Below are 14,415 nucleotides of genomic sequence, written 5' to 3'. Positions count from 1 at the left end.
GATGGCCGCGTGCGCACGATCACGAACGTCGAGCGGCGCGCCCGGCTGGCCCGCCGGCACCGGCTCGCGCCCGGTCACAGGGCGGCCGACGTCGTCGCGGCGGCCGAGTCGATGGTCGGCCTCCACGCCACTCTCCACGCGACCGTGCACCTGGCGGCGTGGGCACGGGTGGACGCCCTGACGCACGCGGACGTCGACGGCGCCCTCTACACCGACCGCACGCTCGTCAAACAGATGGCGATGCGCAGCACGCTGTTCGTGCTCACCCGCCAGACGCTGCCGGCAGCCGTGCGCGGCCCGGGCGCCCGGGTGGCCGCGGCCGAGGAGCGCCTGCTCGTCCGCGACGTCGAGCGAGCCGGCCTGACGACGGACGGCGCTCGCTGGGTCGAGGAGGTCGGGACCGCCGTCGTCGCTCACCTCTCCGGCGGCGCCAAGGCCTCCTGGCACGAGCTGCGTGACGCCGTCCCCGCGCTGGCCGCGTCCGTCCCGGTGGGCCGCGGCGGGAGCGAGACCACGGTGGGCTCACGGCTGCTGACCGCGCTCTTCGCCCGCGGGGTCATCGTGCGGTGCGGGAACGACGGCAGCTGGCTCACGGATCGTCCCCGCTGGACGACGACCGTGTCGTGGCTCGGCGGGCCGCTGCCGGAGATGACGCCCGACGCCGCCCCCGAGGAGCTCGTGCGCCGATGGCTGCGCGCCTTCGGCCCGGGCACCGACCACGACCTCGCCTGGTGGCCGGGCGAGCCCGTGACCCGGGTGCGGGCCACACTCAGAGCCATAGAGGCCGAGGAGGTCGCCCTCGATGGTGGCGCTGGGTACGTGCTGCCGGACGACCTCGAGCCGGAGGAGCCGGCCGAGCCCTGGGCGGCCCTGCTGCCCGTCCTTGACCCGACCACGATGGGGTGGCACGAACGGGACTGGTACCTCGGCCGGCACCGCACGCAGATCTTCGACCCCGGCGGCAACGGCGGCGCGACGGCCTGGTGGGACGGCCGCGTCGTCGGGACGTGGCACCAGCTGGACGACGAGCACGTCCGGGTCCACCTCCTCGAGGACGTCGGCCCGGACGGGGTCCGCGCGCTGGAACGCGAGGCGCAGCGACTCACGGACTGGCTGGACGGTGCGCGCCCCGGTGCGCGGTGGCCGTCGCCGGCACTCCTGGCGCTGCGGGCCGGGCGGGGCGCGTAGCTGACGAGCCCAGCGCGGCCGGCTCTCAGGGCGTGAAGGGCGCGGACGACGGCATGTTCGTCGCGATGGAGACCACGTCCGTGGCGATCCCGTACAGACCCCACACGACCATGAGGACGAACAGCACCCGCCCCGCCACCGTCACGGCGTGGCCGCGCCAGAACCGCAGCGCCGCCTCGGAACGGCTGAGGGAGAACGCCACGAGGACCGGCACGGCGACCACAACAAGGGCGATGTTGAGCGCCGCCGCGGCCACGACGATCATCAGCCACGCCGGGACGCGACCGGCCCAGCCGTCCGGCGACTCCAGCCGGTCGACGACGCCCGGGGCGAGGAGGCCGAAGAGCGTGGGAATGGCGACGAAGGAGAGGACGGCGAGCCACTCCGGCTGCAGCACCGAGTAGTCGAACGACGGGTGGTCGTGCACGAGGAACGCCCCGCCGATGCTGCCCACGAACAGCGCGAACAGCCCTGCCCTCCCCCGCCGGGACGGCGGCAGCACCCGCCGGACCCACAGGTAGACCAGCCCGGCGATGGCCCCGAGCGCGATGGTCGTGATGAAGAGGTTGACCGTCCCGCCGAGGGAGATCTGGCCGACCGGCTGGATGTCGTCCGTCAGCCGACCGGCCACGTGCTTCGGGGAGGTCACCGCGAGGAGCCGCATGACGAGCCGGCCCAGCACGCCGCCGGTGAGCAGACCCACGAACCCGCCACCGATCACCCCGGCGGCCAGCGTGCGCCAGAACTCCAGCACGCGCGGGCGGGTGTCGAGCCGGCCGCCGTCGGCCGCCTCCTCCTCGAGCAACGCCATGCGGACCTCCGCGTCCGAGCCGACTCCTGGGCGCCAAGCATGCCGGTGACGGACTGCCGTGTCCGAGAGATGGTCGCCGAGCCCCGAAAGGGCCGTCGACCGGCCCCCGACGGTCACCGTTCGAGGCGGGCCCGACCGTTGTCAGCGGCCCCGGATCGGCATAGCGTGATGCCCCCGCTCGTACCCCTTCGGGAGGTCACGATGACCGTGACGGATCTGCCCCCGGTGACGACCTGCTCGGTCACCGGCTGCTCCTACAACGACGAGCACGAACACTGCCACGCCGCCGCCATCACGATCAGCGGCGCGGGTGCCGACGCGCAGTGCGCGACCTTCATCCCGCTCTCCCGGCACGGCGGGCTGGAGAAGGTCGTCGCGCACGTGGGCGCCTGCTCGCGGCAGGACTGCGTGCACAACGACTCGCTCGAGTGCGCGGCCCAGGCCGTCCGGGTGGGCCCGGGGCGTGACTCGGCGGACTGCCTGACCTACTCCCCGCGCTGACCTCCGGCTGCCTGCTGCCTGATCCAGTCGGTGACCGAGCGCGGCGTGATCCCGCGTGCCACCAGCGGGGCGTCGTCCCAGGTGGAGCCGGCCCGGTCCTGCAGGACGCCTGCACCGAACACGCTCGCCAGGGCGTCGTTGAAGGGACGCAGGAGTGCCATGCCCACGCGGGCGAGCGAGACGGGCATGTGCCGCACGGTGAACCGCCTGCCGGTGACCCGCTCCGCGACGGCGACCGCCTCGTTGCGGCTGAGCAGCTCCGGGCCGCCGAACTCGATGAGCTCGGGCGGGTCGGGCTCGGAGACGACGGCGGCCACGAGCGCCGCCACATCGTCCGTGGCGACCCACCGGCGTCTCGTGTCCCCCTTGCCGACGACGGCGACCCTGCCGGCCGCGACGTCGAACCGACCCGGCGGGCCGAGGTGGATCTCCTGGAAGGCGTCGGGCCGCACCACCACCCGGCGCATCGGCGACGCCGCGAGCCTGCGCTCCGTTGCCATCTTCGCCCGTTCGAGCGGTGTGCCGAGCATCTGGTCGGCGCCCGCGAACGAGACGTAGACGAACCGCCGCACCCCAGCTGCCTCCGCGGCCCCGACCAGCGACGCCATCCCGGCCTCGTCGGCCTCGCGGATGGTGGGCCGTCTGGCCCCGGCGAGGCGCCGCGTCAGCACGGTCGCGCTGGCCACCACGACGTCCACGCCCTCGCACGCACGGCGGAGCGACCAGGGATCCGTGAGGTCCCCGACGACGGTCTCGACGCCGAGGGTGCGGAGCGGCGCCGGGTCCGCCGTCGTCCGCACGAGGCACCGCACCGGCTCGCCGGCCGTGACCAGGCGGCGCACGATCCGCCCGCCCAGGTCTCCGGTGCCACCCACGACGAGGATCATCGACGTCTTCTCTCCGGGCGCTGTGCGCGCCGCCCGCCGGTCCAGCATCATCCCGGCCGTAGGACGGGTCAAGGGTGGCCATCTAGGGTTGCGGTCATGCCGAACCCCACTGCCGCCATGCTCGTCATCGGTGACGAGATCCTCTCCGGTCGCACCCGCGAGGCGAACGCCTACCACCTCGCCGGGGAGCTGACCCGGGTGGGGATCGACCTCAAGGAGATCCGCGTCGTGCCCGACGAGCACGAGGTCATCGTCGACTCGCTCAACGCGCTGCGTGCCGGGTTCACGCACGTCTTCACCTCGGGCGGGATCGGCCCGACCCACGACGACATCACCGCCGACGCCGTCGCCGCGGCCTTCGGCGTCGGCATCGACGTGCGCGACGACGCCCGCGAGCTTCTCGAGGCGGCGCTCGCCGGCCGGGGACTCACCCCGACCGCGGACCAGCTGCGGATGGCCCGCATCCCCGACGGCGCCACCCTCATCGTCAACGGCGTCTCGGGCGCGCCCGGGTTCAGCATCGGCAACGTCCACGTGATGGCCGGGGTGCCGAGCATCTTCGTGGCCATGGTTGAGACCGTCCTGCCCACGCTCGAGGCGGGCGCGCCGCGGTTGTCCCGGGAGGTGCGCTTCGAGGTCGGCGAGGGCCTGATCGCCGCGCCCCTGCGGGAGCTGGCCGACGCCATGCCGGAGCTCAGTTTCGGCTCCTACCCGTTCCGCGAGGGCGAGATCCGCGGCACGAACATCGTCGTGCGCGGCACCGAGCCCGCGCTCCTGGACGACGCCGTCGCTCGCCTGGAGACGATCCGGAACGGCACCCCGCCTTCGGCGTAGCACGCGAGGAACGGCGGGCGTCGTCAGGACGCCCGCCGTCCTGCACCGGTCAGGGAACGTCCTGGCCGGCGGCAGCGCGTCGGAGCTGCTGAGCGTCGTAGGACGTGAGGAAGCGGTCCCGCTCGAGGCTGCGGACACTCTCGCCCACGGCGCGGACATACTGGCCGTGGTTCCTGTAGAGCCGGTCGAGCTCTGCCTGGTCGAACGGTTCCTCCCACCCGGCGATGAAGCAGAACGAGGCGCCGGTCGCCGTTCCGTGCCAGGTGCTGGTGGGGACGTCGAGGAACGGCGACCGCAGACCACCCTGCACGTTGCCGAACTCGTCCAGGACGGGCTGGCCGCCTGCGACGAGGATGGGGTCGGCATGCGGGGGCGCGATGCCTTCCCGGACCCACAGGTCGAGGTTCTGGAGCGCGGCGTTGAAGAAGATGTCGCTCGGGAACCGACTCCTCGGCCCCTGGTCGCACTGCTGCGGCGGGACGTCCCGACCAGCCCGGAGGATGTCCTCCGGCGCTGCGGAGTAGTACAGCTCGTCCGGGGTCGCGTGGCCGGCGCCCGCCATCTCGTAGTGCCGGTACTGGTCACCGACCTCGTCGCTGTCGGCGCGGCGTGCGCCGATGCCTCGCAGGTAGTCCGACTGGGACATGATGCGCATGACGGGCACGCCGACGTCGTGGAAGGCGCGGCGCGGGTCGCCGACCGGCGGTGCGCTCTCGCACTGGTTCATCGGGTAGGCGCCCGCGAACGCACCGCCGGCCACAGCGACCGTGTACGCGTCGTAGACCGGCTTCCCGAACTCCTCGACGACGCGCGGGTGGATGCCGTTGATGTAGTTGACGAGGTATCCGCCTGTCTGGGAGTACCCCCAGCCGTAGGCGTGCTCCACGTGTGAGGCCTCGTCACCGTACGTCAGCGGGTTGCTCGCGTCGTCGCCCCGGAGCCATTGCCCCACCTGGGTGTAGATGTCCCAGACGAGCCCGTTCTCGGTGGTCCGGGAACTGTCGGCCGCGACGGTCCGGCAGTTCGCAGGGTCGTCCGTGGGCAACGGGTTGTCCCAGGCGAGCGACGCGTACCGTTCCGGGTCGAAGTTCTTGAGCGCGTCGACGGCGATCGGCTTCGCGGTGATACCGACCCAGGCATCGCCGTTGGCGGTCATCTGCTCGTGAGCCATGGCCCAGCCGATGTTGAGGTCGAAGAGGTTGGACGGGTTGAGCATCTCGACGACGACGTTGCCGCTGAAGTGCTGGTCCTTCGCGGGCCGTCGCACGAGCACCCGGGTGGTGTACGGCGCATCGGGTGTCCGCACCACGGCCGGTCCCGGCGCCGGCCAGGTGTAGACGTTGGCGTCACCGCTGACCAGGAACTCCTCCTCCACGTAGCCGACCTTGCTGAGGTCCTCCGGCACCGCCTGATGGTTCGCGGCCCCGAACGGGTAGGAGGTCGCTGACGCAGCGAGTGGCCCGACGACCTCGTTCGGCCCAGCACCTTCGATCGTCGCGACAGCGGGTTCCGCATCACCCGTGCTGGGCGTGAAGTCCGCCAGTGCTGGGGTGGTCGTCACCGCCAGAGCAGCCGCGACCGCGGCCGCCGCCGTGCACCTCGACAGGCGCCGCCCCCGTTTGCGTGGTTCCACAGTGTTCCCTCCGGATCGTCACCATTGACATCGGCCGGCCCCCGTCGACCGGCGACCGTGAGCCTGGACCGCAGAGCCGCGGCGCAGCGCCGAGACAGAGCGATGTCCGGCCGGGGAGGGAACCGCCGGGCATGTGGTCCAGGGCCGGGAAAACTACCACGGGGGCCGGACGGCCACCAGCAGAACCCCGCAGACCTGGCTGGCATGCTGTACGGGTGGCAGAGACCTCCGCGTTGTCGGGCCTGAGCTGGCCCGTCCGCACCGAACGCCTCCTGATCCGCCAGGCGACGCCGGCCGACGCCGAGACCACCTGGCGGTACCGCAGGCTCGAGCCCGTCAACCGCTGGCTCACGCGCGCACCCGACACCCTCGAGGCGTACCGGGCACAGTTCCAGGAACCGGAGGCGTTGGCGAAAACGCTCGTGCTTGAGCACGACAGCGAGGTGATCGGCGACCTCATGGTCGCCGTCGAGGACGCCTGGGCGCAGGTCGAGGTGGCCGACCGGGCGAGGGGCGTGCAGGCCGAGCTCGGATGGTCGCTCGACCCGGCCCACGCCGGCCGCGGGCTCGCCACCGAGGCCGTCCGCGAGCTGATCCGGCTCTGCTTCGAGGAGCTGAGGCTCCGCCGCGTGACGGCGAACTGCTTCGCGGAGAACGAGGCGTCGTGGCGGCTCATGGAGCGTGTCGGGATGCGGCGGGAGCTCTACACGGTGCGGGAGTCGCTGCACCGGTCGAAGGGGTGGCTCGACGGCATCGGCTACGCGCTCCTGGCCGACGAGTGGGCCGCAGGGCGCTGACTCAGGCTGCGCTGTCGACGCTCAGGAGGCAAAGAGTCGGGCGTCGGACCGGGCGTGCTGCTCAGCACCGACATCGAGCAGCGGGGCACCGGCTGCCGGCATGTCGCGCGGCGCCGTGTCGGCATGGTCGGCGGCCGTGGCAGCGAGGCGATCCAGTGAGGGCATCAGCCGGGCCAGCGCAGCGTGGACGTCGAACGGGCTCAAGGGCATGAGCTTCGCCGCGGCGCCGGCCGGCCCGCTCACCGCGTCGTAGAGCGCGGCCAGGGCAGCGTCACCCGGGCCGAGGTCGAGGGCGGCGGAGGCCGCGCCGAGCGCGATGGGCTGGTGCGGCGCCGCAGGCAGGCACGACGGCATCGGGCGGGGTGCGACGGCGCGGACGGCGCGCAGCAGCTGACGGCCGAGCGCCCGGGAGGCCTGACGGAGTGCCGGCGAGGGGGTGCGGGCGTCCAGCTCTTCCTCCAGCAGCAGGATCCGCGGCTCGTCGCCTCGTGCGGTGGCGGCGCAGGCCGCCGCAGCGAAGGAGGCGGCGACGAGACCGGTCGTCCGGACTCGCCCACGCAGGAAGGACTCCAGTCCGGCCAGGTCTCGGACCCGCCCTGACCGGACGCTCGCCTCCAGCCCGGCGGAGTGCGCGTACGCGCCGGTCGGGAAGCGGCCGTCGGTGAGGAGCAGCAGCGCCGCGGGGACTGCGGTCAATCGAGGGCCTCGTCCCCTGGGCCGGGTGGCTGGTCGGCGTACGTCGGCGACATCGTCTCCTCACCCGCGATCTCTGTGGCTGGGTCCGTGCTGGCACGGTAGCCCTCATCCGGCCGGCCCGCCGTCGGCCGACCGTCGCAGACCCGTCGGGTCATTGACGCGGTCACCTCTCGGGCCAAGACTGACACCCTCGCCAGCCGCGCCTGGAAAGGGACTCTCATGACTGCAGATGTGCCCCAACCATCGGGACCACCCGCGCATGCCGGTACCCGTGCCCTGCGCCTGGGGGTCGCGGGCCCTGTCGGGACCGGCAAGAGCTCGGTCATCGCCACCCTGTGCCGTGAGCTGGCGGACAAGCTCCGTATCGGGGTGATCACCAACGACATCTACACCGACGAGGACGCCCGCTTCCTGCGCTCGGCGGGCGTTCTGCCCGCCGAACGGATCCGGGCGGTGGAGACGGGCGCCTGCCCGCACACCGCGATCCGTGACGACGTGACCATGAACCTCATCGCCGTGGAGGACCTGGAGGCGGACTTCGCCCCGCTCGATCTGGTTCTGGTCGAGAGCGGCGGCGACAACCTCACCGCCACCTTCTCTCCCGCCCTCGTCGACGCCCAGATCTTCGTGCTCGACGTCGCCGGCGGCGGTGACGTCGCCCGCAAGGGGGGACCGGGCATCGCGCGCGCCGACCTGCTGATCGTCAACAAGATCGACCTCGGCCCCTATGTCGACGTCGACGTCGACCAGATGGTCGCCGACGCCACCGCCGCCCGCGACGGTGCGCCGGTGCTGGCCCTCTCCCGCAAGCTCCCCGACACGGTCGAGCAGCTGTGCGCCTGGGTGCTGTGGCTGCACGAGCAGCATGTGCAGGGGCAGCACATTCCCACCGACCCCGGCCCCATGGCCCCTCATTTCCACGCCGGGCCGGACGGGGGCGGCTACGTCCACGCCCACGGCCAGGACGGCGAGCACGTCCACGCCCACGGCCAGGACGGCGAGCACGAGCACAGTCCCCGGTAGGCCAGGCGGTGGTGTCGGGGCCCGGCACTCCGGCGAGGGGTGACAGGTGACCATTGCCCACGCCCGTCGGGCGCGAGTAGATTCGGCAGCCCAGCGAGGTGGCGGCGCCGTCACCTGTGGCTACCGCTCGGAGGACTCTGATGTTCTTGACGAGGTACGAGCACGAACGGCTGCTGATCTACACCGCGGCGAAGCTGGCGATGGAGCGCAAGGAGCGAGGGCTCAAGCTCAATCTGCCCGAGGCCACCGCGATCCTGACCGCCTACCTGCTGGAAGGTGCCCGAAACGGGGACTCGGTCTCCGACCTGATGGAGTCCGGCCGGGAGATCCTGACCCGCGACGACGTCATGGAGGGCGTGCCCGAGATCCTCGCCCAGGTGCAGGTCGAGGCCACCTTCCCGGACGGCACCAAGCTCGTGACCGTCACGGGGCCGATCCAGTGAGGGTCACCGAGAACCCCTTCGGGCGGCCCGGGCCGGCCGCGGACTATCGCGACGACAACTACTCTCACCCCAGCGACCATCCCGGCTACGAAACCGGGGTGGTGTACAACCACAAGGTCAAGCACCCCGCCTCGGGCCCGGGCACGCTGAGCCCGCCGCGCCGGCCGGGATCGAACGAGCGACAGGCACCTCAGCGGCAGAGCGAGAAGCAGCTCCACGCCTACGAGGCCGTCATACCTGGCGAGGTGCTCTACGGCGACCATCCGGTCGAGCTCAACGCCGGGGCGCCGGTAACGACCCTCCGGGTCGTCAACACCGGCGACCGCCCCGTGCAGATCGGGTCCCACTACCACTTCGCCGAGGTCAACGCCGCGCTCGCCTTCGACCGGGCGGCGGCCTGGGGGCAACGGCTGAACGTGCTCTCGGGCGGGTCCATGCGCTTCGAGCCGGGAGCCGTCGAAGAGGTCGAGCTCATTCCTATCCGTGGCCAGCGCATCGTCCGAGGCCTTCGCGGCCTGTGCGGAGGAAAGCTCGATGACACGAATCCCCCGTTCTGAGTACGTCGCCTCCTTCGGGCCGACGACCGGTGACCGCATCAGGCTGGCGGACACCGACCTGCTGATCGAGGTCGAGGAGGACCGCTGCGTCGGCGGCGACGAGGCCGTCTTCGGCGGCGGCAAGTCGGTGCGCGAGTCGATGGGGCAGGCCGCCGCCACCCGGGCCGAGGGCACTCCCGACCTCGTCATCACCGGCGCCGTGATCCTGGACCACTGGGGCGTCATCAAGGCCGACGTCGGCGTGCGCGACGGCCGCATCGTCGCCCTCGGAAGGGCCGGCAACCCGGAGACCATGGACGGGGTGCACCCCGACCTGGTCATCGGCCCCTCGACCGAGGTCATGTCCGGCAACGGCCTGATCCTCACCGCCGGCACCATCGACACCCACGTCCATTTCGTCGGCCCGGACATGCTCGCGGTCGGCCTGGCCGCCGGGACCACCACGGTCGTCGGCGGCGGCACCGGCCCCACCGAAGGGTCCAAGGCCACGCTGGCCACCCCGGGATCCTGGTGGATGCGGAAGATGCTCGAGAGCATGGAGCCCTGGCCGCTCAACGTCCTGTTCCTCGGCCGGGGCAACACGATGTCCCACGAGGCCCTGTGGGAGCAGCTGCGTGGCGGCGTCGCGGGCTTCAAGGTGCACGAGGACTGGGGCGCCACCCCGGCCTCCATCGACACCGCCCTCCAGGTGGCCGACGAGGCAGGCGTCCAGGTCGCGATCCACAGCGACACCCTCAACGAGGCCGGGTTCGTCGAGGACCTCCTTGCCGCCGTCAAGGGCCGCACGTTCCACGCCTTCCACACGGAAGGTGCCGGCGGCGGGCATGCCCCCGACATCATCAGGATCGCGGGCGAGCCCTACGTCCTGCCGGCCTCGACCAACCCCACGCGCCCCTTCACCGTCAACACGGTCCACGAGCACCTGGACATGGTGATGGTCGCCCACCACCTCAACCCTCAGGTGCCCAACGACCTGGCGTTCGCGGAGAGCCGGGTGCGTGCCGGGACCATCGCCGCCGAGGACGTCCTCCAGGACATCGGTGCCCTGTCGATCATGTCCTCCGACGCCCAGGCGATGGGCCGGATCGGGGAGGTCGTGATCCGCACCTGGCAGACCGCGCACCGGATGAAACGGCTGCGCGGCTCCCTGCCGGGCGACACCCGCGCCGACAACCACCGGGCTCGGCGGTACGTGGCCAAGTACACGATCTGCCCGGCCGTCGCGCACGGTCTCGAGCGCGAGATCGGCTCCATCGAACCGGGGAAGATGGCCGACATGGTGCTGTGGCAGCCGGCCCTGTTCGGCATCCACCCCACCGCGGTCTTCAAGGGAGGCGTGGCGGCGGTCGCCGCGCTGGGCGACCCGAACGCCTCCATCCCGACACCCCAACCGGTCTTCGAGCGGCTCGGTTTCAACGTCGCCTCCCGCTCGGCGGCATCCACCTCCGTCGCCTTCGTCGCCCCCGCCGCCATCGAGGACGACCTTGCCGGGCGGCTGGACATCAACCGCGAGCTGGTGGCGGTGGAGAACGTGCGCGGACGCGGCAAGGCGGACATGCCCGAGAACACCGCCCTGCCGAAGATCGAGGTCGACCCGGACACGTACGCGGTCAAGGTCGACGGCGAGCTCATCGAGCACGAACCCGCCACCGAGCTGCCGATGGCCCAGCGCTACTTCCTCTTCTGACCGTGCCCGGCACCGTGACACAGGCTGGAGCCGGCGCCACACCCGAGAGCCGGTCCGCACCACCCGCGAGCCGGTCCGCCACACCGTCCGGCCAACCCCGCGACTCCCCGCCGCCCCGGCGTGCCACCATGCGGGCCCGCGCCGTCGTAAGCACCGAATACACGGCAACGACAGCGGGCCCGGGACGTACCCAAATCACTCGGATGCGATCCGAGGCCCCGCTCGTCCTCCGTCCCACCGTTCTCGTACGAGGCGAGCCCGCAGGCGACAGGCCCCAGGCGGCGAGGGTCTCCGTCGCCGCCGGCGCCGCCGGACCGGTCGGCGGGGACGAGCTGAGCCTCGACGTCGACGTCGGAGCTGGGAGCACCCTCGTCCTCGGCGAGATCTCGGCACGCCTGCTGCTCCCCGGGCCGCACGGAGAACGCTCGCGTTCGAGCAGCACCGCCCGCGTCGGCAGCGGCAGCACCTTCGTGTGGCTGCCGCAGCCGATGATCGCCGCCACCGGCTGCCGGCACCTCAACGAGGTGATCGTCTCCCTCGCCGACGACGCCCGGTTGCTGCTGCGGGAGGAGATCTTGCTCGGCCGGCACGGCGAACAGCCCGGCACCCTCGCGCAGCACGTGCGCGTGCAACTTGCCGGCCGCCCCTTGTACGACCAGCGCCTCGACTTCGGGCCCGACGCCACCGGTTGGGACAGCCCCGCAGTCGTCGGCACCGACCGGGCGCTGGGCTCAGTCCTCGTCGTCGACCCCGCCTGGGCGTCCGACGGCCCACCCCCTGCTCGGCCCCTGGGTGAGGACGCCGCCGTGCTCCCTCTGGCAGGCCCCGCAGTCCTCATCTGTGCCGTCAGCCCAGACAGCCTGGCGCTCCGGAACGCCCTCACCGCCGGGCTCCGTTCCCTCGGGCCCCCCTGGGCACCCCCGGTCTAGACGCGTCCGGTGGAACGCAGGAGGAACCGGGCACCTCGGTCGTCCTGCAGTCAGTTGGTGATCTTCTTAACCATCCGTTGCCGCCGCTTGATATGCGGCCCGCCCTGGTGATGATGGAAGAGCGGCCCAAGGGGCCGACACCGACAAGCAGGGAGGCAACAATCCATACGTGGATGAAGAAGCAGGACTTCGCTACCCCCACGAGCCCCGGCTCACCACCGCCGAATGTCGTGTACTCGACCGCGGTGCCGAAGAGTCCTGGGAACCCCGTGCCGGACGCGCCTCCGGCGCTCGTCGTCCCGAAGAGTCCGGGCTCACCGCCTCCGGGCGTGCCCGAGCCCGACGCCGTGCCGATGGCGCCCGGCGCCTCGCCGGCCGCTTCCGTGGAATGCGGGAGCTGAACAGGCTCTGAGGCCCCGTCAGGTCCACGACGGGCGTCGCCCCTGCCGGTTGTCGGCAGGGGCGACCGCATACCGACCGCCACGCACGGCCGGCTCAACGACCGGCAGACCCACCGACGTCGTCGGCCACCGTCCGGAGCACCTCGACCCAGGCGTCCGGCTCGATCCCGTAGCCGGAGCCCAGCCGGACCACCACGACGTCCGTCGCCGGATCGACGTAGACGAACTGCCCATGGTTGCCGTGGGCGTAGAAGCGGCCGTCCCTCTCGACGTCGATCCACCAGCCGTACTGGTACTGCGCGGCCGGGTCGGTCGTGAGGTCCTCCGCCGTCGCCTCCTGCAGCCACGCCGCGGAGACGACCTGACGGCCGTCGACCACACCCTCGTGGGCGGCGAGGTAGCCGAACCCAGCGAAGTCCATGGCGCGGGCGTTGACGCCGCTCTCCATCTTCTCGAAGCCGCTCTCGGTGCTGTCGATGCTCCACGAGCCGTCCGCCCCGGCGCCCATCGGCTGCCACAGCACCTCGGACATGTACTCGGCCACGCTCATGCCGGTCGCACGCTCGAGCACCAGCCCGGTCAGCAGCGGGTTGTAGTTGTTGTAGTGGAACCGCTCCCCCGGCGGTCCGGCCACCTCGGCGGAGAGCGCGACCGCGCGCAGGTCCGGCGCGTAGTACGTCGTCGCGTCGTCGCTCCAGGGCAACCCCTGCTCCTCGTACCGCAGGCCGGAGGACATCGAGACCAGGTGGCGCAGCGTGATCTGCTCGAACCGCTCGTCCCGGTCGGCCAGCTCGGGGACGTAGTCGGTGACCGGATCGTCGAGGCTCCCGATCTCGCCACGGTCAATCGCGATGCCGAGCAGGGTGGAGAGGAAGGACTTGGCCACCGAGAAGGACGTCTGTGTCGCCGTCGCCGACGAGCCGTTCAGGTACTGCTCGACCAGAACGTCGTCGCCCCGGAGCACGATGAACGCCGTCGACCCGGTCTCCTGGAGCAGCTCCTCGAGGCTTCTTCCGTCGACGTCGGAGCTGAGGATCGCGCCGTCCGGCGCCTCCCGTAGCTCGAGCGTGTGGTCGCCGGCGGGAACGGGCCGGGAGTCGAAGCGACGCCAGTCACCGGTGTCGGACTCCATCCAGACGAGAGCACGGGCCACGCCGGACTCGTCGAGCATCAGCCGTGCCCACACCAGCACGCCGCCGGCGACCACCGCGAGCACGACGACGACGCTCACCAGCGCGCGCAGCCGACGTCGCGCGGTCGCCCGGCGGACCAGGAGCACCCCGGCCACGGCGAGTGCCACGACACCTGCGGCGACGGCCAGCGTCACACCCATGTCCACCTCCCGGCGGACGCTAGCACGGCGGCGTCGTCACACCTGCGACGTCGGGACGTCGGCGAGCTCGGTGACGCGGATGTGGTTGCCGAACGGGTCCCGCAGGCCGAAGTCGAGGCCGTAGGGGCGGGCGGTCGGTTCGTCGGTGATGTCGACGCCGCGCTCGACCAGCCGCTCGTACATGGCCTGGGCGTCCTCGGTGATGAAGAAGAGGTGGCCGCCGGCGGCACCCTTGGTCACCAGGTCGCGGACCTGCTCGGCCGTGGCCTCGTCCATCGACGGCGGACCCGGGCGCTCGAGCAGGACGTGGCGGCCGTCGGGCGTCTTCACGGTGAGCCACCGCATGAACCCGAGCTCCATGTCGTCGCCGACCTCGAGACCGAGCGTGCCGACGTAGAAGTCGAGCGCCTGGTCCTGGTCGAGAACGTAGAGCTGGCTGATGCGAAGCGAGGTGATCATCGTCGGTCTCCCGGTTCGGGCCGCCGGCGGTCCGGCGGCTGACAGGGCACGACGCTACCGAGGCCCGCCGACGCGCGGCTTCTCCGAAACTGCTCGATCGCCGCACCCCGGGCCGCCGGTCGACCGGGGACGACGACGTCGAGGAGGTTCACGGCCCGGGCACCTCGCTGCGTGCCGCAACCCTCTACGGAACGGCGCGGGACCGCCGTACCCTGGAGGTGCCACAGGGCTGTGGC

The 14,415-nt window shown here is 72.0% G+C and carries 15 protein-coding genes; 9 read left to right on the top strand and 6 right to left on the bottom strand.

Translation table 11 applies throughout. The features are described 5' to 3' along the window. Positions 1-9 precede the first annotated feature (9 nt). Positions 10-1,188 (top strand): winged helix DNA-binding domain-containing protein, encoded by a 1,179-nt coding sequence (locus ATJ97_RS17585; RefSeq protein WP_098484849.1) that lies wholly within the window; start codon positions 10-12, stop codon positions 1,186-1,188. A gap of 25 nt (positions 1,189-1,213) precedes the next feature. Here the strand turns inward: ATJ97_RS17585 and ATJ97_RS17580 are convergent, their stop codons facing one another. Continuing rightward, positions 1,214-1,999, bottom strand: a complete 786-nt coding sequence (locus ATJ97_RS17580) for a hypothetical protein (protein WP_098484848.1) — start codon at positions 1,997-1,999, stop codon at positions 1,214-1,216. A gap of 201 nt (positions 2,000-2,200) precedes the next feature. On the opposite strand from ATJ97_RS17580, the gene ATJ97_RS17575 reads away from it, so the two are divergent. Further along, a complete protein-coding gene (locus tag ATJ97_RS17575) occupies positions 2,201-2,500 on the top strand; it encodes a DUF1540 domain-containing protein (protein ID WP_098484847.1) in 300 nt (99 codons plus the stop codon). On the opposite strand, the gene ATJ97_RS17570 is transcribed toward ATJ97_RS17575, so the two are convergent. Next, the gene (locus ATJ97_RS17570; protein WP_143427065.1) at positions 2,485-3,459 is read right to left on the bottom strand and encodes an SDR family oxidoreductase; all 975 of its coding nucleotides are present in this window, start codon (positions 3,457-3,459) and stop codon (positions 2,485-2,487) included. The genes ATJ97_RS17575 and ATJ97_RS17570 overlap by 16 nt on opposite strands. Before the next feature lie 24 nt (positions 3,460-3,483). Here ATJ97_RS17570 and ATJ97_RS17565 point away from each other — a divergent pair, with 24 nt between their 5' ends. After that, positions 3,484-4,221: a competence/damage-inducible protein A gene (locus tag ATJ97_RS17565; protein WP_098484845.1), complete on the top strand. Its 738-nt coding sequence runs from the start codon at positions 3,484-3,486 to the stop codon at positions 4,219-4,221. 49 nt (positions 4,222-4,270) lie between these two features. Here ATJ97_RS17565 and ATJ97_RS17560 read toward each other — a convergent pair whose 3' ends face one another. Next, entirely contained in the window at positions 4,271-5,782 is a 1,512-nt protein-coding gene (locus ATJ97_RS17560) for an alpha/beta hydrolase domain-containing protein (protein WP_098484844.1), read from the bottom strand. 287 nt (positions 5,783-6,069) lie between these two features. On the opposite strand from ATJ97_RS17560, the gene ATJ97_RS17555 reads away from it, so the two are divergent. Next, on the top strand, positions 6,070-6,651 hold the full coding sequence (locus tag ATJ97_RS17555; RefSeq protein ID WP_245862694.1) for a GNAT family N-acetyltransferase: 582 nt from the start codon (positions 6,070-6,072) through the stop codon (positions 6,649-6,651). Between the two features lie 21 nt (positions 6,652-6,672). On the opposite strand, the gene ATJ97_RS17550 is transcribed toward ATJ97_RS17555, so the two are convergent. Next, positions 6,673-7,347 carry an urease accessory protein UreF gene (locus ATJ97_RS17550; protein ID WP_098484842.1) on the bottom strand — a complete coding sequence of 225 codons (675 nt, stop codon included), beginning with the start codon at positions 7,345-7,347 and terminating at the stop codon, positions 6,673-6,675. A gap of 219 nt (positions 7,348-7,566) precedes the next feature. Here ATJ97_RS17550 and ureG point away from each other — a divergent pair, with 219 nt between their 5' ends. The 5 genes from ureG to ATJ97_RS17525 all read left to right on the top strand — a co-directional run bounded on the left by ureG (position 7,567) and on the right by ATJ97_RS17525 (position 11,986). Beyond that, positions 7,567-8,370, top strand: coding sequence for an urease accessory protein UreG (gene ureG / locus ATJ97_RS17545; RefSeq protein ID WP_098484841.1), 804 nt, complete (start codon positions 7,567-7,569; stop codon positions 8,368-8,370). 140 nt (positions 8,371-8,510) lie between these two features. Further along, entirely contained in the window at positions 8,511-8,813 is a 303-nt protein-coding gene (locus ATJ97_RS17540; RefSeq protein WP_098484840.1) for an urease subunit gamma, read from the top strand. Then, positions 8,810-9,370, top strand: a complete 561-nt coding sequence (locus ATJ97_RS20500) for an urease subunit beta (RefSeq protein ID WP_245862693.1) — start codon at positions 8,810-8,812, stop codon at positions 9,368-9,370. Before ATJ97_RS17540 ends, ATJ97_RS20500 begins: the two co-directional genes overlap by 4 nt. Next, complete coding sequence (locus ATJ97_RS17530; RefSeq protein WP_098484839.1) at positions 9,348-11,057, top strand: urease subunit alpha; 1,710 nt, start codon at positions 9,348-9,350, stop codon at positions 11,055-11,057. The genes ATJ97_RS20500 and ATJ97_RS17530 overlap by 23 nt, the downstream gene beginning before the upstream one ends. A 203-nt stretch (positions 11,058-11,260) precedes the next feature. After that, positions 11,261-11,986 (top strand): urease accessory protein UreD, encoded by a 726-nt coding sequence (locus ATJ97_RS17525; protein ID WP_170037555.1) that lies wholly within the window; start codon positions 11,261-11,263, stop codon positions 11,984-11,986. Positions 11,987-12,481: 495 nt separating this feature from the next. On the opposite strand, the gene ATJ97_RS17520 is transcribed toward ATJ97_RS17525, so the two are convergent. After that, positions 12,482-13,720: a serine hydrolase domain-containing protein gene (locus ATJ97_RS17520; RefSeq protein WP_098484837.1), complete on the bottom strand. Its 1,239-nt coding sequence runs from the start codon at positions 13,718-13,720 to the stop codon at positions 12,482-12,484. Between the two features lie 36 nt (positions 13,721-13,756). Further along, entirely contained in the window at positions 13,757-14,179 is a 423-nt protein-coding gene (locus ATJ97_RS17515; RefSeq protein WP_098484836.1) for a VOC family protein, read from the bottom strand. Between the last annotated feature and the right edge of the window lie 236 nt (positions 14,180-14,415).

Origin of the sequence: Georgenia soli (assembly GCF_002563695.1) — a bacterium.
Taxonomy (GTDB): domain Bacteria; phylum Actinomycetota; class Actinomycetes; order Actinomycetales; family Actinomycetaceae; genus Georgenia; species Georgenia soli.
Note: the sequence above shows the minus strand (reverse complement) of the source record. Positions and strands in the feature narration are given on the sequence as shown.